The 26,597-nt window shown below is 34.2% G+C and carries 22 protein-coding genes; 9 read left to right on the top strand and 13 right to left on the bottom strand.

The window, feature by feature from the left end; genetic code table 11:
- Positions 1-36: 36 nt before the first annotated feature.
- Entirely contained in the window at positions 37-1,482 is a 1,446-nt protein-coding gene (asnS, locus tag BKM63_RS04260) for an asparagine--tRNA ligase (protein ID WP_071635393.1), read from the bottom strand.
- 313 nt (positions 1,483-1,795) lie between these two features.
- Positions 1,796-4,162 carry an efflux RND transporter permease subunit gene (locus BKM63_RS04255; protein WP_071635392.1) on the bottom strand — a complete coding sequence of 789 codons (2,367 nt, stop codon included), beginning with the start codon at positions 4,160-4,162 and terminating at the stop codon, positions 1,796-1,798.
- A gap of 177 nt (positions 4,163-4,339) precedes the next feature.
- Here BKM63_RS04255 and BKM63_RS04250 point away from each other — a divergent pair, with 177 nt between their 5' ends.
- From BKM63_RS04250 to BKM63_RS04235, 4 genes are all read left to right on the top strand, one after another.
- A complete protein-coding gene (locus BKM63_RS04250; RefSeq protein ID WP_071635391.1) occupies positions 4,340-4,669 on the top strand; it encodes a DMT family transporter in 330 nt (109 codons plus the stop codon).
- A gap of 136 nt (positions 4,670-4,805) precedes the next feature.
- Positions 4,806-5,567: a sensor histidine kinase gene (locus BKM63_RS04245; protein ID WP_071635390.1), complete on the top strand. Its 762-nt coding sequence runs from the start codon at positions 4,806-4,808 to the stop codon at positions 5,565-5,567.
- A complete protein-coding gene (locus tag BKM63_RS04240) occupies positions 5,530-6,249 on the top strand; it encodes a LytR/AlgR family response regulator transcription factor (protein ID WP_071635389.1) in 720 nt (239 codons plus the stop codon). Before BKM63_RS04245 ends, BKM63_RS04240 begins: the two co-directional genes overlap by 38 nt.
- Before the next feature lie 113 nt (positions 6,250-6,362).
- The gene (locus BKM63_RS04235) at positions 6,363-8,633 is read left to right on the top strand and encodes a cation:proton antiporter (protein WP_071635388.1); all 2,271 of its coding nucleotides are present in this window, start codon (positions 6,363-6,365) and stop codon (positions 8,631-8,633) included.
- A gap of 209 nt (positions 8,634-8,842) precedes the next feature.
- On the opposite strand, the gene BKM63_RS04230 is transcribed toward BKM63_RS04235, so the two are convergent.
- From BKM63_RS04230 to pyrH, 3 genes are all read right to left on the bottom strand, one after another.
- Positions 8,843-11,338 carry a DUF5686 family protein gene (locus BKM63_RS04230; protein WP_071635387.1) on the bottom strand — a complete coding sequence of 832 codons (2,496 nt, stop codon included), beginning with the start codon at positions 11,336-11,338 and terminating at the stop codon, positions 8,843-8,845.
- A gap of 117 nt (positions 11,339-11,455) precedes the next feature.
- A complete protein-coding gene (frr, locus tag BKM63_RS04225) occupies positions 11,456-12,019 on the bottom strand; it encodes a ribosome recycling factor (protein ID WP_071635386.1) in 564 nt (187 codons plus the stop codon).
- Between the two features lie 68 nt (positions 12,020-12,087).
- Positions 12,088-12,795, bottom strand: a complete 708-nt coding sequence (gene pyrH, locus BKM63_RS04220) for a UMP kinase (protein WP_053472459.1) — start codon at positions 12,793-12,795, stop codon at positions 12,088-12,090.
- 189 nt (positions 12,796-12,984) lie between these two features.
- On the opposite strand from pyrH, the gene BKM63_RS04215 reads away from it, so the two are divergent.
- Complete coding sequence (locus tag BKM63_RS04215) at positions 12,985-13,602, top strand: thioredoxin family protein (protein ID WP_071635385.1); 618 nt, start codon at positions 12,985-12,987, stop codon at positions 13,600-13,602.
- Positions 13,603-13,964: 362 nt separating this feature from the next.
- On the opposite strand, the gene truB is transcribed toward BKM63_RS04215, so the two are convergent.
- The 7 genes from truB to BKM63_RS04180 all read right to left on the bottom strand — a co-directional run bounded on the left by truB (position 13,965) and on the right by BKM63_RS04180 (position 20,235).
- Positions 13,965-14,657, bottom strand: a complete 693-nt coding sequence (truB, locus tag BKM63_RS04210; protein ID WP_071635384.1) for a tRNA pseudouridine(55) synthase TruB — start codon at positions 14,655-14,657, stop codon at positions 13,965-13,967.
- On the bottom strand, positions 14,657-15,454 hold the full coding sequence (locus BKM63_RS04205; protein WP_071635383.1) for an undecaprenyl-diphosphate phosphatase: 798 nt from the start codon (positions 15,452-15,454) through the stop codon (positions 14,657-14,659). Before BKM63_RS04205 ends, truB begins: the two co-directional genes overlap by 1 nt.
- 101 nt (positions 15,455-15,555) lie before the next feature.
- Complete coding sequence (locus tag BKM63_RS04200) at positions 15,556-15,810, bottom strand: DUF3098 domain-containing protein (RefSeq protein ID WP_071635382.1); 255 nt, start codon at positions 15,808-15,810, stop codon at positions 15,556-15,558.
- A gap of 113 nt (positions 15,811-15,923) precedes the next feature.
- Positions 15,924-16,799 (bottom strand): cell division protein FtsX, encoded by an 876-nt coding sequence (locus tag BKM63_RS04195; protein WP_071635381.1) that lies wholly within the window; start codon positions 16,797-16,799, stop codon positions 15,924-15,926.
- A gap of 265 nt (positions 16,800-17,064) precedes the next feature.
- The gene (locus BKM63_RS04190; RefSeq protein WP_071635380.1) at positions 17,065-17,661 is read right to left on the bottom strand and encodes a molybdopterin-dependent oxidoreductase; all 597 of its coding nucleotides are present in this window, start codon (positions 17,659-17,661) and stop codon (positions 17,065-17,067) included.
- A gap of 12 nt (positions 17,662-17,673) precedes the next feature.
- Positions 17,674-19,674 carry a TonB-dependent receptor plug domain-containing protein gene (locus BKM63_RS04185; RefSeq protein WP_071635379.1) on the bottom strand — a complete coding sequence of 667 codons (2,001 nt, stop codon included), beginning with the start codon at positions 19,672-19,674 and terminating at the stop codon, positions 17,674-17,676.
- A gap of 213 nt (positions 19,675-19,887) precedes the next feature.
- Positions 19,888-20,235, bottom strand: coding sequence for a winged helix-turn-helix domain-containing protein (locus BKM63_RS04180; RefSeq protein WP_071635378.1), 348 nt, complete (start codon positions 20,233-20,235; stop codon positions 19,888-19,890).
- A gap of 271 nt (positions 20,236-20,506) precedes the next feature.
- Here BKM63_RS04180 and BKM63_RS04175 point away from each other — a divergent pair, with 271 nt between their 5' ends.
- The 4 genes from BKM63_RS04175 to BKM63_RS04160 all read left to right on the top strand — a co-directional run bounded on the left by BKM63_RS04175 (position 20,507) and on the right by BKM63_RS04160 (position 25,965).
- Positions 20,507-23,623 (top strand): leucine--tRNA ligase, encoded by a 3,117-nt coding sequence (locus BKM63_RS04175; RefSeq protein ID WP_071635377.1) that lies wholly within the window; start codon positions 20,507-20,509, stop codon positions 23,621-23,623.
- Between the two features lie 435 nt (positions 23,624-24,058).
- Positions 24,059-24,907 carry an alpha/beta fold hydrolase gene (locus BKM63_RS04170; protein ID WP_071635376.1) on the top strand — a complete coding sequence of 283 codons (849 nt, stop codon included), beginning with the start codon at positions 24,059-24,061 and terminating at the stop codon, positions 24,905-24,907.
- A gap of 1 nt (position 24,908) precedes the next feature.
- Positions 24,909-25,382, top strand: a complete 474-nt coding sequence (locus BKM63_RS04165) for an RNA polymerase sigma factor (protein WP_071635375.1) — start codon at positions 24,909-24,911, stop codon at positions 25,380-25,382.
- Positions 25,369-25,965, top strand: a complete 597-nt coding sequence (locus BKM63_RS04160; protein WP_071635374.1) for a hypothetical protein — start codon at positions 25,369-25,371, stop codon at positions 25,963-25,965. Before BKM63_RS04165 ends, BKM63_RS04160 begins: the two co-directional genes overlap by 14 nt.
- Before the next feature lie 69 nt (positions 25,966-26,034).
- Here the strand turns inward: BKM63_RS04160 and BKM63_RS04155 are convergent, their stop codons facing one another.
- Positions 26,035-26,436 (bottom strand): hypothetical protein, encoded by a 402-nt coding sequence (locus tag BKM63_RS04155; protein ID WP_071635373.1) that lies wholly within the window; start codon positions 26,434-26,436, stop codon positions 26,035-26,037.
- Positions 26,437-26,597 lie beyond the last annotated feature (161 nt).

Genomic DNA, 26,597 nt, shown 5'->3' with positions numbered 1-26,597 from the left:
GAAACCTGAAACTTGAAACTTTTTAAACTAAATTTATTAAAACTCTGCACTTCCAGGAGTTCTTGGAAAAGGAATTACGTCTCTAATGTTTGTCATTCCTGTTACAAACAATACCAAACGTTCAAATCCTAAACCGAAACCTGCGTGAGTTGCAGAACCAAATCTTCTGGTGTCTAAATACCAATATAATTCTTCTTTGTCGATTCCTAAAGCTTCCATTTTCTGAACTAAAACATCGTAACGCTCTTCTCTTTCAGAACCACCAACGATTTCTCCAATTCCTGGGAAAAGGATATCCATGGCGCGAACAGTTTCTCTTCCTGGTTCTGTGTTGTCATTCAAACGCATGTAAAACGCTTTGATGTTTGCTGGGTAATCGTATAAAATTACCGGACATTTAAAGTGTTTTTCAACCAGGTAACGTTCGTGTTCTGATTGTAAATCAGCTCCCCATTCGTTAATTAAATATTGGAATTTCTTTTTCTTATTTGGAGTTGAATCTCTTAAAATATCAATTGCTTCTGTATAAGAAACACGTTTGAAGTTGTTCTCCAAAACGAAGTTTAATTTCTCTAGCAAAGCCATTTCGCTTCTTTCTGCCTGTGGTTTTGATTTTTCTTCTTCCAGAAGTCTTCCTTCTAAGAATTTCAAATCATCTCCACAATTGTCTAAAGCATATTTAATTACGTACTGGATAAAATCTTCAGCCAAATCCATGTTGTCGTCAAGGTCGTTGAAAGCAACTTCAGGCTCGATCATCCAGAATTCTGCCAAGTGACGAGAAGTGTTTGAGTTTTCTGCTCTAAAAGTTGGTCCAAACGTATAGATCTGACCCAAAGCCATTGCAAAAGTTTCACCTTCTAATTGTCCTGAAACCGTTAAGTTTGTATGTTTTCCGAAGAAATCTTTTTTGAAATCAATTTCTCCCTCTTCCGTTTTTGGCAAATTATCCAATGGCAACGATGTTACCTGAAACATTTCTCCTGCACCTTCAGCATCAGCTCCGGTAATAATTGGTGTGTTTACATACACAAAACCTTTATCCTGAAAATACTTGTGAACAGCATAAGATAATACAGAACGCACACGCATAATCGCTCCAAAAGCATTAGTACGTACGCGTAAATGTGCATTTTCTCTCAAGAATTCCAAAGAGTGTTTTTTAGGCTGCATTGGGAATTTCTCCGCATCAGAATCTCCTAAAATTTCCAGTTTGTTTACCTGAATCTCGTATTTCTGACCAGCACCTTTACTTTCAACCAAAGTTCCAATTACAGAAACTGCAGCTCCGGTAGTGATTCTTTTTAGGGTTTCTTCCGGTGTATTTTCAAAATCAACAACACATTGTATATTATTAATGGTAGAACCGTCATTAAGCGCGATGAACTGATTATTTCTAAAAGTTCTCACCCATCCTTTTGCATTCACTTCCTGTAGCGTCGTAGTACTGTTTAATAAGTCTTTAACCTTTGTGTGTTTCATTTTAATTTTAGATTTATAGATTGCTGATTTTACATTAAAATAAAACCAGTGTTTTTTATATCGAATTGCAAATATAAACGATAATAATTAATTTTTGAAGCTGTTTCCTGCTATCCACTATATCTTTTTCTTGCTAAAGGAGCAAGAAAAAGGATACCGCTCCTATCAGGGCTAGGGCAGTCGGTTTCATGAGAAACTTTTTATTATCTCGTTTTTGGCAGAAATAACAAACTTTGCATAACCTTTGTCAAAGTTTTGAACTTTGACAAAGGTTTTTAATTTTAATTCGTGAAATTCGTGGCAAAAGAAAATCTTACTTCTCCAAATTCTCCAATTCCTCTTTCTTAGTTTTCTTCTTCTCGAAAGTCAAAACAAGCGAAGGTAATACAACCAAGTTCGCAAACATCGCAAAAGCCAGTGTACAAGAAATCAAACCTCCAAGTGCAATGGTTCCGCTAAAGCTTGATAAAGTAAAAGTTGCAAAACCTAAAATCAAAACCACAGATGTGTAGAACGTACTGATTCCGGTTTCTCTTAAAGCACTGAAAACCGATTTTTTTACTTTTCCATTACTTTGAAGCAAGTCATGACGATACTTGGCCATAAACTGAATTGCATTATCAACCGAGATTCCGAAGGCGATACTGAATACTAAAATTGTAGACGGTTTTAACGGAATTCCAAAATAACCCATTAATCCTGATGTAATACAAAGTGGTAAAACATTTGTAATAACAGATGCCATCACCATTTTGAAAGAACGGAATAAATATAAAATTAGAACTGCAATCGTTAAAATCGCAAAGATTAACGATTCAATTAAATTGTCAACCAAATACGAAGTTCCTTTTTGGAAAACCAATGCTTTTCCGGTAACGGTAACTTCATAACGATCTTTAGGGAAAATTTCATCAATTTTAGAATGTAGTTTTTTCTCTACTTTGGCCATTTCATCCGTTCCGATATCCTTCATGAAAGTTGTGATTCGGGCATATTGTCCAGTCGAATCAACGTAAGCTTTCATTAAATTCTCTTTGCTGTTTTTAGTTGCGTTTTTGGCATAACTCAAAATAAAAGTCTGCTCCTGAGAAGTTGGCAGTTGATAATATTCCGGATTTCCATTGTAGAAAGCCTGTTTAGAATATTTAACCAAATTTACAATCGAAACTGGTTTTGCAAGTTCCGGAATTTCAGAAATTGTATTTTGCAGTTCATCCATTTTACGAATTGTTGACGCCTTCATAACACCTTTTTTCTTTTTGGTGTCAATCATGATTTCTAACGGCATAACTCCGTTAAATTCCTTTTCGTAAAATAAAATATCTTTAAAGAAAGAAGCGCTTTTTGGCATTTCACCAATTAAACTTCCCGAAACTTTCATTTGAGAAACTCCGATTACACTAAAAACCAAAAGCAAACCATAAATGATATAAACATATTTGCGTTTTGTTTTTACCAGATTTTCAACCACATTCAATAAAGTCGAAATGTAAGTTTTTGTTAAGTGATATAAATGTTTTTCTTTTGGCAATGCCATGAAACTGTAAACAATCGGCACAATAAAAAGTGTCAATAAATAAACAGAAATAACGTTGATTGAAGTTACCAGACCAAATTCAAAAAGCAGATCGTTTCCGGTAATCATGAAGGTTGCAAAACCAATCGCGGTGGTTAAATTCGTCATTAAAGTCGACACTCCGATTTTTGAAATAACACGCTGCAATGCTTTTGCCTGATTGTTATGCAGTTTAATTTCCTGCTGATATTTATTAATCAGGAAAATACAGTTTGTAATACCAATTACGATGATTAATGGCGGAATAATAGCCGTTAAAATTGTGATTTTGTAACCAAATAATCCAAGTGTTCCAAACGACCAGATTACGCCAACAATTAAAATACAAATGGAGATAAAAGTAGCTCTGAACGAACGGAAAAAGAAAAAGAAAATCAATGAAACGGTAAATAAAGCCGCGCCGATAAAAAGCCCGATTTCGCCTTTCATATTGTCGGCATTGATCGTTCTGATGTAGGGCATTCCCGAAACTTTAAGGTCGATTCCGGTTGTTTTCTCGAATTTATCGATTTTCGGAACTAAATTTTCAAGGATAAAAGTTTTTCTTTCTGCAGTATTTACCAAGGCTTTGTTGATGTAAATCGCAGAACGAACACTGCCGCTTTCTTTATTAAACAAAAGTCCTTCGTAAAAAGGTAAATTATGAAATAAATCGTATTGAACACTTTTTAAATAAGCCGGATCAAGTGTTTTACTTTGGTCGATAAACGGACTTAAAACAAATTTTTCATTAACCGTATCTTTTTCCAGTTTTTTCAAATCATTTAAAGAAACAACTAAATCAACTTCTTTTGATTTTTTTAAACCCGTCATTAATTCATTCCACGCAGCATAATTTTTTGGAGTAAAAAACTTAGGGTCTTTAAAGCCAATAACTATAAGATTTCCTTCTTCACCAAACTTATCCAGAAATTTTTGATACTCTTTATTCGCAATATGATCTTTAGGAAGTAAATTAGCTTCGGTATAAGTCATAGAAAGGTTTCTCCACTGCAAAGCAAGGAAAATTGTTAAAATAGATAGGATAACTAGAATTGTGATTCTGTTCTTAAGTATGATTCGGGCTAATTTTTCCCAAAATCCAACTTGAATTGCGTTTTTCATAAAATCTTTAAAATGGATGCAAATGTAATGAAAAGTGCTCAAAATCATAAACAATCGATTGTATTTTACTTAATGTTAACACAAATTTTCCAGTTTACTGTTTGTGATAAATTTCTTTCTTTTAGCTGTTTAATCGTTAGCTTTTCTCATATTTGCAATTAATTTAAATGAAAAGTAATGAATTGGATTTTATTGATTATTGCCGGACTGTTTGAAGTAGGATTTGCCTCTTGTCTGGGAAAAGCAAAAGAGACAACAGGAATTGTATCAACGTATTGGATGGTTGGTTTTTTTGTGTGTCTTTCGATCAGTATGATTTTGTTGTATAAAGCAACGCAGGTTTTGCCAATTGGAACCGCTTATGCTGTTTGGACAGGAATTGGAGCAGTGGGAACAGTATTGGTGGGGATTTTTATTTTTAAAGAACCGGCAGCTTTCTGGAGGATATTTTTCCTGACTACATTAATCGCATCGATTATTGGATTAAAATTTGTTTCCAGTCATTAAAAAATAGTGGGACGCGGGTTTTACGGATAAAATAGATTTAGGCTGATTATAAAAATTATAAAAAGAAAGTTTGCGATAGGCGGTTTAATCCGTAAAATCCGCAGGCACAAAACATTTAACTTTACAATCTTAAACAATGCAGGAAAACAATACAACAACTTTAATTTTTTTAGCCATTCTTTTGCTGCTGATTGTCATCATTTGCTTTATGGTGTATCAATTGATGCAGGCAAAAAAAGCAAAAGACGATGCCGAAAAGAGTTTTTATGCACTCGAAGTTAAAGTAAACGACTTGCAGTTAGAAAATCTGGAGTCAAAACTGAATCCGCATTTATTTAAGAATATTTTAAATTCGATTCAGTCACACGCATATCAAACTTATTTTGCGCTGGATAAACTCGCAAATGTGCTGGACTATATTTTATACGAAAGCAAAAAGAAATTCGTGACGGCAAAAGAAGAAATTAATTTTGCGCTGAATTTAATCGAAATCAACAAAATCAAAATTAGTCCGCTTTTTGAGCTTAAGATTAAAACAAATATCAACGAAGATGATAAATTGTACGATCAGCCTTTGCTTGCGCCTTTAATCTCGATTGATTTAATTGAAAATGCTTTTAAGCATGCCGACCTGCAAAGTGCAGATGCTTTTATCTCTGTTGTTTTTGAGTTTCGTGATAATGCTTTTTTTATGACGGTTTCGAATAAAATATCAGATAAAAAAGTACTGAAAAAGGAACGAAGCGGTTTTGGACACGCTACTTTAGAACATCGATTACGTATTATTTACAAGAATAATTTCAAATTAGACAAGTTTATAGAAAACGATGTTTATATTGCCCATCTAAAAATAAATTTACTTGAATACAAAACTGAAATGCTTGCTTCTGGACGATGAGCTTCCGGGATTAACGTACCTGAAAATGCTTTGCGAACAAATTCCCGAAGTAGAAATCGTAAAAACGTTTAATAATCCGCAGAAACTTTTGACTGATATTCCGGATCTCGAATTTGATTTATTAATTTCAGATATCGAAATGCCTGGAATGGACGGTTTGCATTTGGCCGAAATGCTCAGCAATAAGATGGTTATTTTCTGTACCGCATATAAAGATTATGCTGCCGATGCTTTTAATATCGATGCTGTAGATTATATCACCAAACCGGTAAAACTGGAACGCCTGCAAAAAGCAATTTCAAAAGCACTGGAACGTTTTGAAAAACCGGATACCGCTAAAAAATTCATTCAGTTAAATACAGATAAAGGAAAAACGTTATTGTATTTCAATCAAATTCAATACATAAAAACAGCAGTAAGTGACAGCCGTGATAAAACGGTTCTGCTTGCCGATGGGAGTTTTCTGAATTTAAAAAACGTAAAATTCGACACGCTTTTAAACGAACTTCCTGAACCTGATTTCTGCCGAATCAACAAAAAAGAAATCATTGCCGTAAAAGCAATTAAATTCTTTAATCATAATGAAATTGTACTGCACCACGTAGAAGAAAACCACAAGAATACAACTTTAATTTTAAGCGAAACCTACCGTTCTGATTTTTTGAAAAAAGTGAAATTATAACTTATTACAAAGTTTTTCCGACTTGTTACATACATTTAAAATTAGCTCGAAAATTGCTTTTCTACTTAAAGCTCACTTCTGATATTTGCGGCAATAAATTAAAAGAACGAGTTATGAATAACATTAAAAACTCTTTATTCTACGTAACAATTATTGGAGGTTTTACCGCTCTGATATATTGGGTGATTTCAAAAGGTGCAGCACTTGAAGTGGGGCGCAATATCATTAAGAAAAAAATAGAAAGTAATCATTGGAATGATTTTTTGCATTCGATGGTTGAAAACTTACAGCATCCGTTAGCAATTTTATTGGCGCAGATCGTAACTATTATTTTGGTTGCACGTTTGTTCGGATGGTTTTTTAGAAAAATAGGACAGCCCTCGGTAATTGGAGAAATGATTGCCGGAATTGTTTTAGGACCCTCTTTGGTGGGAATGTATTTTCCGGAGTTTTCCGCTGCTTTATTTCCAAAAGAATCTTTAGGAAACTTACAATTTTTAAGTCAGATTGGTTTAATACTTTTCATGTTCGTTATTGGGATGGAACTGGATTTAAAAGTACTAAAAAACAAAGCACATGATGCCGTTGTTATCAGTCACGCCAGTATCGTTATTCCGTTTGCTTTAGGGTTAACATTGGCTTATTTCATTTATCATACTTTTGCACCAGTAGGGGTAGAATTTGCTTCTTTCGGATTGTTCATGGGTATTGCCATGAGTATTACGGCATTTCCGGTTCTGGCCAGAATTGTTCAGGAACGCGGGATGCAGAAAACCAAATTGGGTACTATTGCCATAACTTGTGCGGCGGCTGATGATATTACGGCTTGGTGTATTTTGGCAGTTGTAATCGCAATTGTAAAAGCAGGCTCGTTTACGAGTGCATTGTATGTTATCGGTTTAGCGATACTGTATGTAATTGTAATGTTAAAAATCGTTCGTCCTTTCCTTAAACGTGTTGGGGATTTAAATTCAACAAGAGAAAGTTTAAACAAACCTGTTGTTGCTATTTTCTTTATTACACTTTTAATTTCAGCTTATGCTGCTGAATTAATTGGGATCCATGCTTTGTTTGGAGCTTTCTTAGCCGGAGCAATTATGCCGGAAAACAATAAATTCAGAAATATATTTATTGAAAAAGTTGAAGATGTCGCTATAATTGTATTACTGCCGTTATTCTTCGTATTTACAGGTTTACGTACACAAATTGGTTTACTGAATGATCCTGAATTATGGAAAATTACCGGATTAATTATTGCGGTTGCCGTTGCAGGGAAATTCTTTGGAAGTGCTTTGGCAGCAAAATTTGTAGGCCAGAACTGGAAAGACAGCCTTGCGATTGGAGCCCTAATGAATACAAGAGGTTTAATGGAGCTTGTTGTATTGAACATTGGTTATGACCTGGGTGTTTTATCAACAGAAATTTTTACCATGATGGTAATTATGGCTTTGGTTACAACTTTTATGACAGGTCCGGCTTTAGATTTCATTGGATTTATTTTTAAAGATAAAATAACCGCTATTCCGCAGGAAATTGGAAACAAAAGCAAATATAAAATACTGCTTTCTTTTGCAACGCCTGAAAGAGGTAAAAAGCTTTTGAGAATTGCAAACAGCTTAGTTAAGAAACAAGGAGATAATTCGATTGTAACTGCAATGCATTTGTCTCTAAGTACAGAAATACATTCATTTGATATTAAGGATCACGAACGTAAAATGCTGGTTCCGGTTATTGAAGAATCGCAGCGTTTGAATCAAAATATGGTGAGTTTATTTAAAGTATCGAATGATATTGATACTGATATTATTGACTCGGCAAACCAGGGAGAATATGATTTGTTACTGGTTGGTTTAGGACAATCAATTTTTGATGGGACATTACTGGGAAAAATTCTTGGATTCACTACCCGAATTGTAAATCCGGATCGTTTAATTGATAAGTTTACAGGGAAAGAAGGTTTGTTCGAAAACAACCCTTTTGACGAAAGAACACGTCATATTATTGCAAAAACCAAAATGCCGGTTGGTATTTTTATCGATAAGGATCTGGAAGAAGTAGATCAGGTTTTTATACCTATTTTTAGTAAAGAAGATGCTTTTTTAATTGATTATGCCAAAAAACTAATCAACAATAATGGTTCTCAGATTACGGTTCTGGATGCCAGCGGTGATGTAAAAAATACCCGTGATATTCAGGAAACCATTCGATCTATCGAACAGATTGCCCCAAATCATATTATGATTATGCATGACAGAACAATTAAAAAAGAGTTCTTAGACGGTCAAAACTTAATGATTATAAGTTTAGACAGCTGGAAAAAATTAATCGAATCCCAAAGTCCTTGGCTGAATAACACACCATCAGTCTTGATTTTGAAACCATAATTTTTTTAAATATCAATTTTTTATCCCGAGGCTTCGGGACCAAATTCCAATTTTATGATTGGGGTTTGGGATTTTTTTTGTTTTACTTTTTGGTAGAACCTTTGTCAAAGTTTCAAACTTTTACAAAGGTCTAAGCGCAAACAAAGTCATTGCGAGGAAAATTGGAATTTGGTCCCGAAGCCTCGGAATAAAAAAATGGAATTTAATTCTTAAAGCCCCAAATCCAGAACATAAGAAATCTTAACGGCAATATTATCCTCGAATTTGAATAACTGATTTGGGCCATAACGATAGAATCCGCCGAGACCAAAACCTTTGTAGATTTTATTTAATTCAATTCCCGATTCGAAGAAACCTTTGTCCAGCGTTTTATAGGTCGGCCCAACATGTTGTTCGGGTTTTTCCATATTTCCCCACGCCATTCTGCTTACTAAAACTACTGTTGGACGAACTTTTTTCAGGATTCTAAGTCGGTTAAAACCATGTTTAATCTGGAAAAATATATATTGACTGGAGAAAAATTCATTAAAAAACATGGTTTCAAAACTGTTTCTTCCGGCAAAAGTAATACGCTGAATAACGGTTTCTTTGGTAAGGTTATTAGGCATTGTGTTATACAAATGCGTAAGCGGCACATCGCCAAAAGCATAACCTCCCTGCAAAAGCAGACTTGTTTTCTGACCGTTGAGGTATTTCTTTTCATATTCGGTTTTGAAATCTATTTTCCCGAAATTAAAATCATTATCTAAAACATCTGGCAGCGATTGCGTATATTGAAAAGTAAATCTTGGAAATCTTTTATCAGATTCTGTTCTTCCTGTTGGAGTCTGCATGAAATCGCTAAAAGGCGCCCAGACAATCGAAAGCATTGCAGTTGTCATGATATAGTTCGAATACAATTGCCCGTTGTAATTAAAAAGATAATCAAATTTTGGTTCAACGTATGTTCTGGCCAATTCCAGAACAGCTTCGGTTTTCGGAATTATTTTGGTTTGTACATTGGCTTTCCAGCTGTTGTAATGGTAAAATGTACTAATGTTAATAGGGCGGGGATCATAGATTTTAAAAACGCGTTTGTCAACCGCAAAAAGTGTACTTGCAATCTCTCGCACATCATCAGTATAAGAACCGTTTACCCACGTGTTGGTATTTCTGTCTAATAAAACTCCGGCTCCCAGATTATATTTAACAACCCCGTCTTTAGTGCCATATGCGGTATATCCTTCAATTCTGAAATCTTTAGAAAACTTATCATTGGTAACACCTCCAAGACCTAAGCGAAAACCTTCATAATTGTTATAACTGATTATTTTCTTCAAATCTAAATCAACCGGCCCGATAGGAATGTAGCCATTGATGATTTTTCGGCCAAATCCCAAACGTTTTTCGATTCTTCGGCTTACGGAAAGACTGTCTAGTAATTGATAGGTTTTCTGGCTTTTTTGATCCAGAATTTCTTTTCGGTACTTATTCCAGAATTCCTCCGGTTTTTTGCTTGCATCATCCTTAATTTCAATATAAAGTGATGGGTTTTTTATGGGTGTATCCGGGTTGTAATGAATATCAAAGTTGTTGCTTTCAGAAAGTAAATAAGTAAAGTCTGAAGCCGATTTTTTTCTCTGTTCAAAATTGTCTTCGACATCGCCGTCGAACTGAATTGTACCGCCTAAAATCTTAATATCATCATCATTTTTCCCTTTTACGATTTTAAAAGTGGTATTGCTTTGAAACCATATTTTTTCACCGGATACATAATCAAACTCATGAATACCGCTAATATCCAAAACACCTTTTATGCGCATTACAGCTTTGGCAATTGCAAAATTTTGGGAATCGATATACAATACACCTTCTAAACCTGAAGTTTTTCTTTTGTGTTTGTTTTTAAAGTAAATCATGAAAGTTTCGCGTCCTTTTATGTTTACGGTATCTAATAATTTATAATTATAAGTGGCAGGAGCGGTATTTGAAATTGGGTTTTCGTATTTGGTTTCAAAAAGCTCGTATTTGTTGTCGTATATCGAGATCGACTGCAGGTTGAAAGCAATAACTTCGTAAATAGGATTTTTGAAACCCGCGATTTTGGTGCCCAGAACTGTTTCTTTCAGTTTATTGTTTCCAAACTGATACTGAGATACTTTTTCAGTCTGAAACAAATGCTGCTTGCTTATAATTTCTTTGAATTTATAATCAGATGAGTCTATATTGATTTTCTTTTTGTTCAAATCTTTATAAACTGCAGATGAATCGATTCTTCCGTCTATAGAATCAGGATTGGCAGTAACAATTAGTTTATTGTAGGTTTTGTAGTCAAAACTTTTTAGTCTCTTCTGTGGATTGTTATTGTTTTTATTGGCAATAACTTTTTTGATAATGGTTAAAGCCGGATTTTCATTAGAAACAATAACTTCTTTTAAATCATCTGTTTTTTGAGATAATGAAACGGAATAAAACTTTTTATTTTCGGCTAAAGCAATAATTTTACTTTGAAAACCAATATAAGAGACTGTAAAATTTCCTGTTTTTGTTAAGGCTTTAAAAGTGAATTTTCCGTCAACATCTGTTATGGTGCTGCTGTTGTCTAAAGTTGTAATAGTAGCAAAAGGAAGAGGTTTGTTGTTTGAGTCGGTTACAATTCCGCTTATTTGAAATTGCGCCTGAATAGTAAGCGTAAAAAATAAAGTCAATAAACAAAATAGCCTCATAGAGAATTATATAGATTCAAAAACGAAAAGTATTTGATTTTGGTATGCAAAAATAAGAATAAAAAAATCCGTCTGATAATTTTACCAGACGGATTTTTAAAATTCATTTCCAAATACTTATACCTTCATGATTTCAGCTTCTTTCGCAGCTAACAATTCATCGATTTTTTTGATAAAAGCATTGGTTAAGTTTTGAACTTCTTCTTCTGCAGATTTACAAATATCTTCTGAAGTTCCTTCTTTTTCTAATTTTTTAATATCAGTATTTGCGTCTTTACGAACATTACGAATACCAATTTTTGCATCTTCAGCCTCAGATTTTGCCTGTTTAGCCAGATCACGACGACGTTCTTCTGTTAAAGGCGGTACACTGATAATGATAACGTCTCCGTTATTCATTGGGTTAAAACCAATGTTGGCTACAAGGATCGCTTTTTCAATTTCTTTCAGCATGTTTTTCTCAAAAGGCTGTAAAGTAATTGTTCTTGCATCAGGAACACTGATTTTTGACACTTGAGAAAGTGGTGTTGCTGATCCGTAATAATCAACAAAAACGCCTCCAAGCATTGCTGGAGAAGCTTTTCCGGCACGAATGTTTAGAAATTCTTTTTCTAAGTGTGCAATCGAACCGTTCATAGATTCTTCAGTACTTTCTAATATAAAATCGATTTCTTCAGTCATTTTTTTTTAAAGTTTTCAGTTTTCATTCTCAGCTAAGTCTTACAGGTGACTGTAAACTGTTACTGAGACTATATATTTACTACAGTTCCGATGTTTTCTCCTTCGCAGATTTTCAAAAGGTTTCCAATTTTGTTCATATCAAAAACAACAATTGGTAATTTATTTTCCTGGCTTAAAGTAAAAGCAGTTGTATCCATTACATTCAATCCTTTTTTAAGGACATCATCAAACGAGATAAAATCGAATTTTACAGCCGAAGCATTTTTTTCAGGATCAGAATCGTAAACACCATCAACACGGGTTCCTTTTAAGATCACATCAGCATTAATTTCGATTCCTCTTAAAACAGCTGCGGTATCTGTTGTAAAATATGGATTTCCGGTTCCGGCTCCAAAAATTACAATTCTTCCTTTTTCAAGGTGGCGGTCTGCTCTTCTTTTAATATAAGGTTCTGCAATAGATTCCATTTTTAAAGCAGTCTGCAAACGCGTTTTCATTCCTTTGTCTTCAAGTGCGCCCTGCAAAGCCATTCCATTAATAACAGTAGCAAGCATTCCCATATAATCTCCCTGCACTCTGTCCATTCCTGCGCTGGCACCGGCAACGCCTCTAAAAATATTTCCTCCTCCAATAACGATAGCAATTTCTACTCCTTTTGCGTGAATCTGCTTAATTTCATCTGCATATTCGGCCAATCTTTTAGGGTCAATTCCGTATTGTAAATCACCCATTAAGGCCTCGCCGCTAAGTTTTAGAAGAATTCTTTTATATTTCATGTTTGTGTTGCGTTAATTTGTGCAAATATAGACATATTCTTATTTTTAGAAATAATGTTTACAAAAAATTAATTGCAGTCTGAATTTAATATTATAAAGACTTTTATGATTTTTTCATTCGAATGTGATAAAAGTCATTCGGGCGTCTTCTTAAAATCATTAATTTTATGCTAAGCAAAATAAACCTCTATGAAAAGTACTGTAGCAAAAGCATTATTCAATAGTCATTCTTATGTTGAATATCGAAAATTGGTTACCGATTTATTATCTGAAGGAAAATCAACAGGGAATGAGCAGTCTGAAAGTCTGACCAATTATTCTAAACTGAACGAAGCCAGAATGAACAGGCTGGAAAAAACAATAACCATTTCTGAAGATGTGATTTCAAAACTGCAGCATTTAGACAATCACTACATCTGGCTTGTAATTTCTGAAGGCTGGTGTGGCGATGCAGCGCAGATTCTTCCTATTTTAAATAAAATGGCTCACGAATCTGATAAAAAAATTGATTTGAGAATTGTACTTCGCGATGAAAATGAAGAATTAATGAATCAATATTTGACAAATGGCGGAAAAGCAATCCCTAAAGTTATTGTAATTTGCAAAGAAGCCGGGATCGTGAGAACCGATTGGGGGCCAAGACCAAAAGGAGCTGCTGAATTAATGGCAAAGCACAAACGAGAAGTTGGAGCAATTGATGAAAAAATTAAAACCGATTTACAATTGTGGTATTTGGCAGATAAAGGAATGTCTGTTCAGCAGGAATTGGTTGAGATTATGGAAAATATTAAATATAACCGACTATAAATCTATAGTTTGTTTTGTAATAATAGTCTGAAGAGGAATGTGGTTAATGTGTTGATAACAAATATGATAATGTTTTATTAAAATGTATTTTTTAAAACAGAATTTTTGTATCTTGCTGTTAAGATCCCACTTCTATTATTTATTTTTTGATTTACTCTTTTTATTGGTGTCTATTTAATATTAACAATTAAAAAATGCACTATTATGAAAAAGTTATTCGAAAGGTTTTATGATTTTTTTTCAACATTCTTGTTTGGAGGAAAAAATGTTCCTCACTATTAATTGGCAGACAAGTATGGTGTAACATTATTTTTAGGAGTAGGCACATTACAATCTATAATATGTAATGTGCTTCTTGTTTTTTAAGAAGTTAAGCTTTCTTCAAACAAAGTGATGTCAATTGCATCTTTTACATCATAGTCACCAATCTTTGTTCGGCGTAAAACAGTTAAATGCGACCCTGAATGCATTGCTTTTCCAAAATCATACGCGAGAGAACGAATGTAGGTTCCTTTACTGCAAACCACTCTAAAATCAATTTCCGGCAGAGCGATTCTTGTAATTTCAAATTCGTGAATGGTCGTTTTTCTGCTGGCAATTTCTACCGTTTCTCCGGCGCGCGCATGCTCGTATAAGCGAACACCGTCTTTTTTAATAGCTGAAAAGATAGGCGGTTTTTGATCGATTTCGCCTAAAAATTGTTTTACCGTTTCGTGAATTAAAGCCTCGTCGATATGTTCAGTTGGAAAAGTCTGATCGATTTCGGTTTCTAAATCATACGATGGGGTAGTAGCACCAATATAAAATGTTCCCGTATATTCTTTTGCCTGACCCTGAAGTTCAGAAATTCTTTTGGTGAATTTTCCGGTGCAGATTAATAAAAGGCCAGATGCTAAGGGATCTAAAGTCCCGGCATGACCAATTTTAAATTTTTTGGGAAGCCCGACTTTATTAATCAAAAGGTATTTTAATTTATTGACAGCTTGAAACGAACTCCATTTTAAAGGTTTGTCTATCAGTAAAACTTGTCCGTTTAAATATTCTTCAGGTGTCATTATATGATGGTAAGCGGGTGAATGAAAAAGTGAATCAATAATAAAATGATTCCTGCAATAATTCTATAATAACCAAAAACCTTGAAACCGTTTTTAGTTAAAAATCCAATAAAGGTTTTGATTGCCAAAAGAGCTACAATAAAGGCAACGATGTTTCCAATAATTAAAATATTGATTTGATCGTGAGATAAATCGAATCCGGCTTTATAGTAATCGTAGCATTTTTTTGCCGTTGCTCCCAGCATAGTAGGAACTGCAAGAAAAAATGAAAATTCGGCAGCTGTTGTTCTGGATAATTTTTGAGACATTCCGCCCACGATACTGGCACCGCTTCTGGAAACTCCCGGAATCATGGCAATACATTGGAATAACCCAATTTTGAAAGCCTGTAGATAAGTAATTTCTTGTGAGCTTTCTGCGGTATTTGGGTTATTGAACCACTCGTCTACTTTTAATAAAATCAAACCTCCTATTAAAAGTGAAACCGCAACTGTAATTGGGTTTTCTAATAGGCCATCGATAAAATCGCTTAACAATAATCCTAAAACCACCGCTGGAATAAATGCAACTAAAAGTTTGAAATAAAAGTCAAGTGTTTGAAAAAAGCGCTTAAAATATAAAACAACTACTGAAAGAATAGCGCCAAGCTGAATAACAATGGTAAAAAGTTTAGTGAAATCTTCTTGTGCGATTCCAAAAAAAGAAGAGGCAATAATCATATGTCCAGTTGAAGAAACAGGTAAAAATTCTGTAATTCCTTCAATAATGGCAAGAACGATAGCTTGTAATGTATTCATTTAATTTAGATTATCAGATTATCAGACTTTTTAGATATCAGATTTTTTGAGATTAATCTAGTAATCTAAAGATCTAAGTACTCTAAGCAGTCTAAGAAAGTCTATTTAGATTTTTTGAAAATAGAATAAATCGTGATTCCAAAACCAATTAAAACAGTTGTAGGAGCCAGACGAATACGTCTAAAATTAAAAACATCTTCATTAAAAACATTTGGATCATGACTTCCGCCGCCAGACATTAAAATAAATCCTAATGCAATAACTGCAATTCCAATCAATAAGATTTTGTAATTGACAGTGTCAAAAAGGAATTCCTGTTTTTGTTGTAGTTCTTCTTTATTATTGTTGTTTTTCATTGTATCTTTTTTATCACCTTAAGTAAAACCCAAGGTATTTTTGTTTTTTATTTGTGAACCTGAGCAAGTCAAGGAATTTATTATTGCTGAAAAATTAAAACTGCTGCTGAATACTAATAAAGATCGTCAGTTCTTAAGTTGAGGAAGCGCTGTGTCGCAAAATGTGTGCTTACCCATGTAATTAAAACTCCTAAACCAAATACAGCCAGCAGCACCAATCCAATTAAAGCTTTGTCTTCTAAAATTCCTAAGCCAGGGAAATTGGTTTCTACATAGAATAAAAGTCCAATTAAAGCAATAATGGCTAATAAAGCGCCAAGCATTCCTAATTTTACGCTTCGGGTTACAAAAGGTTTACGAATAAACGATTTTGTAGCGCCCACCATTTGCATGGTCTTAATGATGAAACGGTTCGAGTGGATAGATAAACGAAGTGAACTATTGATTAATAAAACAGCTATAATGGTTAAGAAACCGCTGATAATCAAAATCCACATACTTACTTTTTTAATATTGTCATTTACCAGATTTACCAATTGTTTGTCGTAAACAATATCTTCAATCATAGTATTTTTACGTAAGGAACTTTCTATTTTAAGGATGCTGTCACGCTCTACATAATCAGCTTTTAAGTGAATGTCGTATGAATTCAATAATGGGTTTTCGCCCAAAAACGTTAGGAAATCCTCGCCAATGATATCAGTATGCTCTTTTGCCGCTTTTTCTTTGGTTACATAAGCATAAGATAAAGCATAAGGAGCTCTTTTTAATTCTGTATCAAATGCTTTGATAATGCTGTCATTTGCTTCATTTTTAAAGAAAACTGTCATTGCGATTTTTTCTTTAAAATCATCTGCCAGTTTTTTAGAATTAATAATGAACAATCCCAGTACTCCCAAAAGGAATAAAACCAAGAAAACACTTAATACTACCGAAAAATAAGAGGAAATTAACCTGCGTTTTTGAAATTTATCAAAGTTAGAACTCATAGTATGCTAAAATTATGTGGTAAAAATAATAAAGAATTTCTTTATTTAAAGTTATTAACGAACTTTTATACTATAAATATACAATTTGCTATTAAATAAAATGTTGATTTAACCGCAAAGTGCGCAAAGATTTTTTAATGTGTGTTTTATAATAACGCAAAGTGCGAAAAGCTTTGTGTTGGTAAAGCTTTACGCACTTTGCGATTTGTCTGAGAACTGCTAAGTAAAAAATCTTTGCGCACTTTGTGGTTAAACTCTAAAACTCTTATTTCACTTTGTAGATTTCAATGCTTTTCAGCCAGTAAACGTGTCGCGGGCCGGTTTTAATGTCGTTTTTACAAATTAAAATCATTTCCCCGCTTTTAACCGGTTTTCCGTTTTCTTCAAATAAAACATAAGTATTCTCTCCAGTTGGATTATTAAAAATTTCTGCCCATGAAAAAGTGGCTTTATAATCATCTGAAGCTCTTCCTACGATATAAAAATTGCGGTCTTTGTGACCATCTTGCTTTATTTTGGCTTTCTCCAGAATGTCTTTTAAAAGTACGCCTTTACAAATCTTATTGTCTTTTTTAACTTGGCCGCTTTGGCAGACTACTTTAAAATCATCGATGGTAACAACTTTCATCTTTTTTAAAGAATCAACACTTAGCTGAAGCGGAAATTCAACATCGCCTTTTACTTCAATGGTGTGATTTACCATTTTTAAACTGTCTTCCGGTGTAAGAGGAATATGTTTGTCATTATCTGTTTTAGAAATCTTTTGGGTTACGGCTTTATCTTCTTTTTCTTTTTTAGAAGAATTACACATGGCGCATGAAAATGCAATTAAGAGAACGAGAATGTAATTTTGAGTTTTCATTTATTTTTTGATTTAGTTATTAAAAAAGCGAAGTGTTACGAAAAAATTACGCCCTTCTTCCGGGTAACCTTCTACAAGGCAATAGTTTTTGTCGAATATATTATTGACTCCTGCATCGATACTGAAGTTTTTAGAAATTTTACCCGAACCATAAAAATTTAAAAGTGTATAATCTGGAACTCTGGCACCATAACTTGTACTGAAACGAGAAGAATTAAATTCAGAATTAGCAATAAATCGTAATATTTTAATGGGCTGATATTCTAAAGTTCCCATGACTTTAGTATTTGGGACATCCGTAAAATGAATATTCGGGTTGGTGAGGTTATTTCTTTCTAGGTAAGTATAATTCAAGTTAAGCGAAAGATTCTCTAAAACAGCATAATTTACTTGTGCTTCAATGCCCATATATTCGGCTTTGCCAAAATTCTGCATTTGAGATTTTCCAGGTTCCACATTGCTCACGCTTAAAATAGCGTCAGAAAGCGAACTGTAGAAAAGTGCCGTCTGAAAAGTGATTTTATGGAATAAGTTGGCTGTATAATTCAGCTCATAGTTGGTTGCTTTTTCCGGTTTTAAATCCGGATTTGGGATTGCAGTTCCCATTCTGTATGAATAACGATCTTTAATTGTGGCAAATCTTGTTTTTTGAGAAACAGTTGCGCCCAATTTTTGTGTTTCATTTAGTTGATAAAATAAACCAATCTGTGCATTAAAAGCGTCGCTGGCATCAGCTGCAGGATAATCTGAAATTACTTTTGTGGTACTGTTGTAATCTTCGGCCTCAATGTTTTTTCTGATGTTGTAACTCACACCCGGAATTACAGTAAATTTTGAATTTACTTTATAAACATCTTCAATCCCTACTAAAACAGTATTGTCTATAAAATGACGGACAGGTTCTCCAAGATTGTTCTCGCGGTGCACATCTTCTTTAAAATGAAAAGCAATTTTTAAATCGTTTTTTGGGATAAATTTTGTGTTGTATTCCAGGTTTCCGCCATACGTATAATCATTGTAAATGCTTTCAAAAGCATACGCTTTGGTTTGTGTCGAATAAGCGGCGTCGTCATAACTGTCCAGCGTATTTTTGAAACGATCAAAATACAATCTGGTTTTAATGCTGTTTTTGTCATCGAAAGAAGAATTTGAAATAAAATAAATACTTTCTTTATCCCAATTTGGCCACTGCCAAAAACGTGGTTTCAGCAAAAGAGAGTTTAAAGGATCGTTTCCTGTATAAACCGGATTTCCTTTTTCACCCTGCTGATTAATGTAACCTATCGCATATTCGCTTTTTTCAGTAGGAGTCCAGCCAATTTTAAAACTAATTTTTTGATCTGTTCTATACGAATTGTCTCTTTGTCCGCCATTTTCATTTGCGGTTGGAATAAAATTAGAAGACATTCTAAATGAATCTCGGTCTAAATAAGAAAACCCGCCCTGAAAATAGAATTTTCCTAAATTAGAACCAATGTTGATGTTTCCTTTGTATCCGTTTTCATTAATCATTCCTAAAGATCCGTCGTATTCTAATTTTTTTGAAGGTTTTCGGGAAACAAGATTGATAGCACCTCCGAGTGAGTTTGGCCCATAAAGTATAGATGAAAATCCTTTTGAAACATCAATTGCGGCCAAATCAAAGGTGGTAAATCTGGCCAAATCTACATAGCCGTCATACGGAACATAAACCGGTATTCCGTCCATATAAACCGGAACTTGTCTTAGGTCAAAACCACGAACAGAGACCATCGATTCGTTTCGGGGTCCCGAAGCGGTTAAGTTTATTCCGGGAAGCATATTTAAAGCTTTAGAAACATCCATTTTATTTTGGGCTTCCATCGCTTTTGTGGTAACTCTGTTTAAAGTGTCTTTGTTTTTATGATTGGTGATGATGACTTCTCCAAGCATAAAAATATTGGATGTTTTTAAAGAATCAGCATACTTTGAATTGTTTTGTTGTGAAAATCCAATTAACGGAAAGAGTAAAAATGTGAGAAATTTTATTTTCATATTTGATGATGTTTTTCAGTATGTTTTTAAATGAATACTGCTGGTTAAAAAAAAGGATTTTTGGTAGTTTGCTTTCTAAAAATACTCAAAACACAGTGTGTTTTTTAAAGAACACTGCTTTGCGTTACAAAACAACGGCTTTTTAAAAATATAAAATGTGATTAAAATCATACTTTATAAATTAGAACAAAAAATATCGAAATTCTATTTTTGCTAAAATTTTAAATTTTGTGTTTCTTTCTGGGCGAAATCCTTAATACGTTTTTCTACTTCATAAAAAACAGTGATTGCCTTTTCTCCGGCATCTGTCAATCGTGCCCCGCCACCGCCTTTTCCTCCCAATAATTTTTCTACCAGCGGACTTTCGGCACGCTGATTCATTTCTTCAACCAGTTGCCAGGCCTGTCTATACGCCATTTTCATCTCTTTTGCAGCATTTGTAATAGAACCTGTTTTTTGAATGTTTTCTAAAAGCCAGATTTTACCAATTCCTAAAAAGGGACCTTCTGCTTCTTCAATCCAAAGACGGACTTCAATCGAATATTTTTTATCGGTACTCATTTGATTTTTTACTTACTTGTAAAAGTAATTGTTTTTTCTGTAAATCTATTCTTTCGTTTTATAGGAATAAAAAGGCAGTAAAAGAATTTGAACTACGTATTAAAAAAGCTAATATAAGTATTTTTACGTAATTAAAAATAGGTATTTTGTTATTTTATTTGTTTGTCAGCGAAATAGCTTTGGTACAATCTACAATAAATGTAAATTTGCGGCTAATTAATTAGTGAAAAGCCTTAGAACCTTAGTCACTTAGAACCTTAGTCACTTAGAAATGAAATACAATCCAAACGAAATTGACGCCAAATGGCAAAAATATTGGGCAGAAAATCAAACTTTTGCAGCAAAAAACAACTCTGAAAAACCTAAACATTATGTTCTCGATATGTTTCCTTATCCATCAGGAGCAGGATTACACGTTGGACATCCGCTGGGTTATATTGCTTCAGATGTTTATTCTCGTTTCAAAAGACATCAGGGTTTCAATGTTTTGCATCCGATGGGGTACGACAGTTTCGGATTACCTGCAGAACAATATGCGATTCAGACAGGACAGCGTCCGGAAGATACCACGCGCGTAAATATAGACGGAGGTGTAGATAAAGAAGGAAAGCAAATTGCAGGATACAGAAAGCAATTAGATAAAATTGGTTTTTCGTTCGATTGGAGTCGTGAAGTACGAACTTCAAATCCTGATTATTACAAACATACACAGTGGATTTTTATCCAATTGTTCAATTCTTGGTATTGCAGAAAACAAGGACAGGCTTTTGATATTTCAGAATTGGTAACTGTTTTTGAAGAAAGCGGAAATGCATTGGTTGAAGCAGTCTGCGATGACAATGTGGCAATTTTTACCTCTGACGAATGGAAGTCATATTCTGAAGATCAAAAAGAAAAAATCTTATTGCAGTACAGAATGACCTATTTGGCGGAAACCGAAGTAAACTGGTGTCCTGGTTTAGGAACTGTTTTGGCAAATGATGAAATTGTAAACGGAGTTTCAGAGCGTGGAGGTTTTCCTGTTATAAGAAAAAAAATGACACAATGGAGCATGCGAATTTCTGCTTATGCCGAACGTTTGCTTCAAGGTTTAAATGATATCGACTGGAGCGAGTCTATAAAAGAATCTCAAAGAAACTGGATCGGGAAATCGGTAGGGGCTTTGGTGACTTTTAATGTAAAAGATCATAACGAAGTTATAGAAGTTTTTACAACAAGACCTGATACTATTTTTGGAGTGACTTTTATGACTTTGGCGCCAGAACATGATTTGGTGGCTAAAATTACAACTCCGGAACAAAAAGAAGCAGTTGAGGCTTATATCGAAAAAACAGCAAAACGTTCTGAACGTGAGCGTATGGCCGATGTAAAAACCATTTCTGGAGTATTTACCGGAGCTTATGCAGAACATCCTTTTACGAAAGAACCAATTCCGGTTTGGATTGGTGATTATGTTTTGGCAGGTTACGGAACTGGTGCTGTAATGGCGGTTCCTTGCGGAGACGAAAGAGATTATGCTTTTGCTAATTTCTTTAAAGGTCAAAACGGAATGCAGGAAATCAAAAATATTTTCGCTAATGTTGATATTTCTGAAGCGGCTTACGGATCAAAAGACAATGTGGAAATCGCTAATTCTGATTTCTTAAACGGATTAAATTATAAAGACGCGACTAAAAAGGTAATTGCTAAATTAGAAGAAATAGGGCAGGGAACAGGAAAAACAAATTATCGCTTGCGTGACGCTGTTTTCTCTCGTCAGCGTTATTGGGGAGAGCCTTTCCCGGTTTATTACGTAAACGGACTGCCAAAAATGATTGATGCACAGCATTTGCCAATTATTTTGCCGGAAGTAGAAAAATATTTACCAACAGAAGACGGATTGCCGCCATTAGGAAACGCAGCAGTTTGGGCTTGGGATACAAAACAAAATAAAGTTGTCACTACAGATTTGGTTGATAATGTTTCGATTTTTCCTCTTGAATTGAACACCATGCCGGGTTGGGCTGGAAGTTCATGGTACTGGATGCGTTACATGGATGCGCACAATGAAAACGAATTTGCAAGCAAAGAAGCTTTGGCTTACTGGGAAAGTGTAGATTTATACATTGGCGGAAGCGAACACGCAACAGGTCACTTATTGTATTCTCGTTTCTGGAATAAATTCTTAAAAGACAAAGGTTTTGCTCCAACTGAAGAACCATTCAAAAAACTGATTAATCAGGGAATGATTTTGGGGACTAGTGCTTTTGTTTATAGATTAGGATCTAGAAATACACAGGGAACTAGAGATGAGTCCGGTGTTGATAATGTTGGATCAGGTTTAGAAAACTTATTTGTAAGTCGTGACTTTGTACAAGAGTTCCATAAATTAATCAAAGAAACTAAAAGTACAGATAAATGGAAAGAATATGAAAAAACTAACGGGGCAACAGCTTTTTGGGTTGATTTAAAAAGAATTAGCATAGAGGAAAGTCAATCTTCTCCGTTTCATAAGTTGAACTATATGTTGTTTGAGAAAGCTAGCCCAAATACGCATGGAATAACTTTATATGAAGACTCTTTTCAGGATATTCGAGTTGACGTTAATTTCGTAAACTCATCAGATGAATTAAATATCGAAAAGTTCAAAGCTTGGAGAGAAGATTTTAATACAGCAGAATTTATTTTTGATGAAAATGGAAAATACATTGTAGGACGTGAAGTCGAAAAAATGTCGAAATCATATTACAATGTGGTAACTCCGGATGATATTTGTGCTGAATACGGCGCTGATACATTGCGTTTGTATGAAATGTTTTTAGGTCCGTTAGAACAGGCAAAACCTTGGAATACGGCTGGTATTTCTGGAGTTTTTGGTTTCTTGAAAAAATTATGGAGATTGTATTTTGATGATAACGGTTTAATCGTAAACAATGACGAACCAACAAAAGACAACTTAAAATCGTTGCATAAAACAATCAAAAAAGTGGCTGATGATATTGAGAATTTCTCTTTCAATACTTCGGTTTCTCAATTTATGATTTGTGTAAACGAATTGTCTTCTCAAAACTGTCATTCAAGAGCGATTTTAGAACCATTAGCCATTTTGGTTTCACCTTATGCACCGCATATCGCAGAAGAATTATGGTCGCAGTTAGGACATACAACTTCTATTTCTGAAGTTGCTTTTCCAGCTTTTGATGAGAAACATTTAATTGAAACAAACAAAGAATATCCGGTTTCTTTCAACGGAAAAATGCGTTTCACTATCGAATTGCCTTTGGATTTAACCAAAGAACAAATCGAAGAAATCGTCATGAAAGACGAAAGAACACAAAAACAATTAGACGGAAGAACTCCAAATAAAGTGATAATCGTTCCTGGAAAAATTATCAACCTTGTGGGTTAATTATTTAAAATTTTAATATAAAAATCCCAAATTCCAATTTTACGATTGGGGTTTGGGATTTTTTTTGTCTCTTTTTGTCAGTCTGAACGAAGTCGAAGACCACATAGTGACTCTACAAAGATTGGCGATTTCTTTACGGAGCTTCTTGCGTGGTCTTCGATTTCGCTCAGGTTGACAAACTATGCATTTTGCGAAATAAAAATTAGTGGAAATTGGTGCAATTCGTGGCAAAAAAACTTTGCGCCTTAACGCCTTTGTAAGCAAAAAAACCTAGCGCTCTTTGCGTAAGCCTTCGCGTACTTTGCGGTTAAAAACCGCACCAACATTGGAATTTGGAATTTTATCATTAAAAGTTTAAAAACTTTTGTAACATTTTAATAGTTGTCGTATCAAAAGCATGGATCCGATTAAAGTAACAACTTAAAACTATTAAAAATGAAAAAGTATATCATCTTAATTATCGCATTCTTATTCTCTGCATTATGTTTAAATGTTTTTGCACAAACAAAATCATATCCTTTCGAAGTTCTTAAAACCGGAAAAGGAAAACAAGCTATTATATTCATTCCCGGATTTGCTTCTTCAGGTGAAGTCTGGAACGAAACCAGAACGGCTTTCGAAAAAGATTTCACTTGCTATACACTTACAATGGCCGGATTTGCCGGGGTGAAACCACAGCCAAATCCCTCATTTGAAAACTGGAAAACGGAAATTGCCAATTATATTAAAGACAATAAAATAGAAAAACCAATACTGGTGGGTCATAGTATGGGTGGCGGACTGACGCTTGCCATCGCAGCTGATTATCCGGAATTGATTGGAAAAATTGTGGTGGTTGATGCGTTGCCTTGTTTGGCCGCTTTGAGTGATCCTTCTTTTAAATCAAAAGAAAATATTGACTGCTCGCCAATGGTTACGCAAATGACCGCAATGACCGAAACGCAGTTTTATGATATGCAGAAACAAACCATGCCAAGACTTTTGCAGGATGCTTCAAAGCTGGAAACGGTAGTGAGCTGGAGTGTGAAATCAGACCGAAAAACTTTTGCAGAAATGTATTGTGACTTCTTTAATGTAGATTTGAGAGATAAAATCTCGACAATAAAATGTTCGTCCTTAATTTTATTAGAATCCTATTTTATAAATTTAAAACCTGCAATCGAAGGCCAGTATAAAAACCTGAAAACAGCCAATTTTCAGTATGCTGCTAAAGGATTACATTTTATAATGTATGATGATACAGAATGGTATATGGCGCAGTTAAACTCTTTTATAAAATCTTAAAATGGAATTCGAAGAGATCTATAAAACATATTGGGATAGAATTTTCAGGCTTTGCATGGGTTTCATGAATGATTATGATGCTGCGCAGGATTTGGCTCAGGAAACTTTTATAATTGTGTGGCAGAAACTGGAAACTTTTAGAAATGAATCGGCTATTGGGACCTGGATTTTCAGGATTGCTTCTAATAACTGCCTAAGACAGATTGAAAAACAACAGCGTTTTCCAAAATCAGAATTGCCAGTTCATCTTTCTGAAGAAAAACAAACTTCAATAGAGCCGCAAATTCAGTTTTTGTATAAATGTATTGCAGAACTGCCGGAAACGGAACGTATCATTATTTCATTAGAATTAGAGGATATAAAACAAGCTGAAATCGCCAAGATTGTAGGACTTTCTGAAGCAAATGTACGGGTTAAAATTCACAGGATAAAAGAAAAACTGACTCAAAAATTTAAAGAAAATGGACAACGATAACAATATAGATTTTAAAGATTTATGGAAAAAACAATCCGTAAGTCAACCGGATATGCAGGACTTGCTGGCGAGATTAACTAAGTTTAAAAAAGCTGGTTTAAGAAACTTGTGGATAATCAATATTTTGCTTTTTGCAACAAGCGCATTTATTGTTTTTATCTGGATATATTATCAGCCGCAATTTGTTTCGACTAAACTTGGAATTATTTTTACGATTTTGGCAATGATGATTTATTTGTTTGCTCATAACAAATTATTGAGTCAGTATAAAAACATCGAAACAACACAGACCAATCAGGAATATCTTCAAAATTTGATTGTAATTAAAAAGAAACAACAATTTCTACAGACCAAAATGATGACTTTTTACTTTCTTGCGCTTACAGTTGGAATTTGCTTATATATGTATGAATATGCGAGTAGAATGACGCTTTTAGGCGCAGCGTTCACGTATGGAATAACTTTGTTTTGGATAATTTTTAACTGGTTTTATCTTCGCCCGAAACAAATCAAAAAGCAGCAGTCAAAAATAAACAGCCTGATCGGGAAGTTTGAAGAAATCAACCATCAGTTTGAATCATAAAAAAAAAGTAAAGCCTCGTGATGTTACGAAGCTTTACTTTTACCAAAAACTAAAATTTAATTTTAAAACTTACATTCCAAAAACATAAGGTTGTGGAACAGCTACAATAATTCCCTCACTATTTGCAGTTGCAGGCAGGTTTCGAACTTCTTTACCTCCTACGAAGATTTTTATTGTTACCGTTTGATCTTTACTTCCGCCATGACCTCCAATAGACAATGTTACTCCATTAGTATTTGGTCCTGCTGTAAATTCTTTAGTCCAAGGAAGAGAAGTAATGTCTTCATTAAGTACACCACCACCAGCTTCAGTGTAAGTTACATCCAGATTTCCTGTGTAATTTCCTGACACTTCATATTTTACGTCTCTTGAAGCATTTCCTGAGTTATTATCGTCGTTGTCGCTGCTGCAAGATACCGCTGTAAAAGCAAGAGTCAGTACAATAGCTAGAGTTTTCATAATTGATTTCATAATAAATTCTTTAATAATTAATATTCGTTTATAACAAAATTAGACCCTTATTAAACAGACGGCAATACCTGATAAAATGCATTTTGTATTACCTGATTTCAGGTAAAAGCGAGAAAATTCCTTTTTAAACGATTTTTAATTAATAAATTTGAATAAATACC

Source organism: Flavobacterium johnsoniae, assembly GCF_001879205.1.
GTDB lineage: Bacteria > Bacteroidota > Bacteroidia > Flavobacteriales > Flavobacteriaceae > Flavobacterium > Flavobacterium johnsoniae_A.
This window is presented reverse-complemented; position numbering and strand designations above follow the sequence as displayed.

Bases quoted from the DNA above. Each gene is read 5' to 3' on its own strand.
- asnS (WP_071635393.1), bottom strand. From the start codon at position 1,482: ATGAAACACACAAAGGTTAAAGACTTATTAAACAGTACTACGACGCTA.
- BKM63_RS04255 (WP_071635392.1), bottom strand. From the start codon at position 4,162: ATGAAAAACGCAATTCAAGTTGGATTTTGGGAAAAATTAGCCCGAATC.
- BKM63_RS04250 (WP_071635391.1), top strand. From the start codon at position 4,340: ATGAATTGGATTTTATTGATTATTGCCGGACTGTTTGAAGTAGGATTT.
- BKM63_RS04245 (WP_071635390.1), top strand. From the start codon at position 4,806: ATGCAGGAAAACAATACAACAACTTTAATTTTTTTAGCCATTCTTTTG.
- BKM63_RS04235 (WP_071635388.1), top strand. From the start codon at position 6,363: ATGAATAACATTAAAAACTCTTTATTCTACGTAACAATTATTGGAGGT.
- BKM63_RS04230 (WP_071635387.1), bottom strand. From the start codon at position 11,338: ATGAGGCTATTTTGTTTATTGACTTTATTTTTTACGCTTACTATTCAG.
- frr (WP_071635386.1), bottom strand. From the start codon at position 12,019: ATGACTGAAGAAATCGATTTTATATTAGAAAGTACTGAAGAATCTATG.
- pyrH (WP_053472459.1), bottom strand. From the start codon at position 12,795: ATGAAATATAAAAGAATTCTTCTAAAACTTAGCGGCGAGGCCTTAATG.
- BKM63_RS04215 (WP_071635385.1), top strand. From the start codon at position 12,985: ATGAAAAGTACTGTAGCAAAAGCATTATTCAATAGTCATTCTTATGTT.
- truB (WP_071635384.1), bottom strand. From the start codon at position 14,657: ATGACACCTGAAGAATATTTAAACGGACAAGTTTTACTGATAGACAAA.
- BKM63_RS04205 (WP_071635383.1), bottom strand. From the start codon at position 15,454: ATGAATACATTACAAGCTATCGTTCTTGCCATTATTGAAGGAATTACA.
- BKM63_RS04200 (WP_071635382.1), bottom strand. From the start codon at position 15,810: ATGAAAAACAACAATAATAAAGAAGAACTACAACAAAAACAGGAATTC.
- BKM63_RS04195 (WP_071635381.1), bottom strand. From the start codon at position 16,799: ATGAGTTCTAACTTTGATAAATTTCAAAAACGCAGGTTAATTTCCTCT.
- BKM63_RS04190 (WP_071635380.1), bottom strand. From the start codon at position 17,661: ATGAAAACTCAAAATTACATTCTCGTTCTCTTAATTGCATTTTCATGC.
- BKM63_RS04185 (WP_071635379.1), bottom strand. From the start codon at position 19,674: ATGAAAATAAAATTTCTCACATTTTTACTCTTTCCGTTAATTGGATTT.
- BKM63_RS04180 (WP_071635378.1), bottom strand. From the start codon at position 20,235: ATGAGTACCGATAAAAAATATTCGATTGAAGTCCGTCTTTGGATTGAA.
- BKM63_RS04175 (WP_071635377.1), top strand. From the start codon at position 20,507: ATGAAATACAATCCAAACGAAATTGACGCCAAATGGCAAAAATATTGG.
- BKM63_RS04170 (WP_071635376.1), top strand. From the start codon at position 24,059: ATGAAAAAGTATATCATCTTAATTATCGCATTCTTATTCTCTGCATTA.
- BKM63_RS04165 (WP_071635375.1), top strand. From the start codon at position 24,909: ATGGAATTCGAAGAGATCTATAAAACATATTGGGATAGAATTTTCAGG.
- BKM63_RS04160 (WP_071635374.1), top strand. From the start codon at position 25,369: ATGGACAACGATAACAATATAGATTTTAAAGATTTATGGAAAAAACAA.
- BKM63_RS04155 (WP_071635373.1), bottom strand. From the start codon at position 26,436: ATGAAATCAATTATGAAAACTCTAGCTATTGTACTGACTCTTGCTTTT.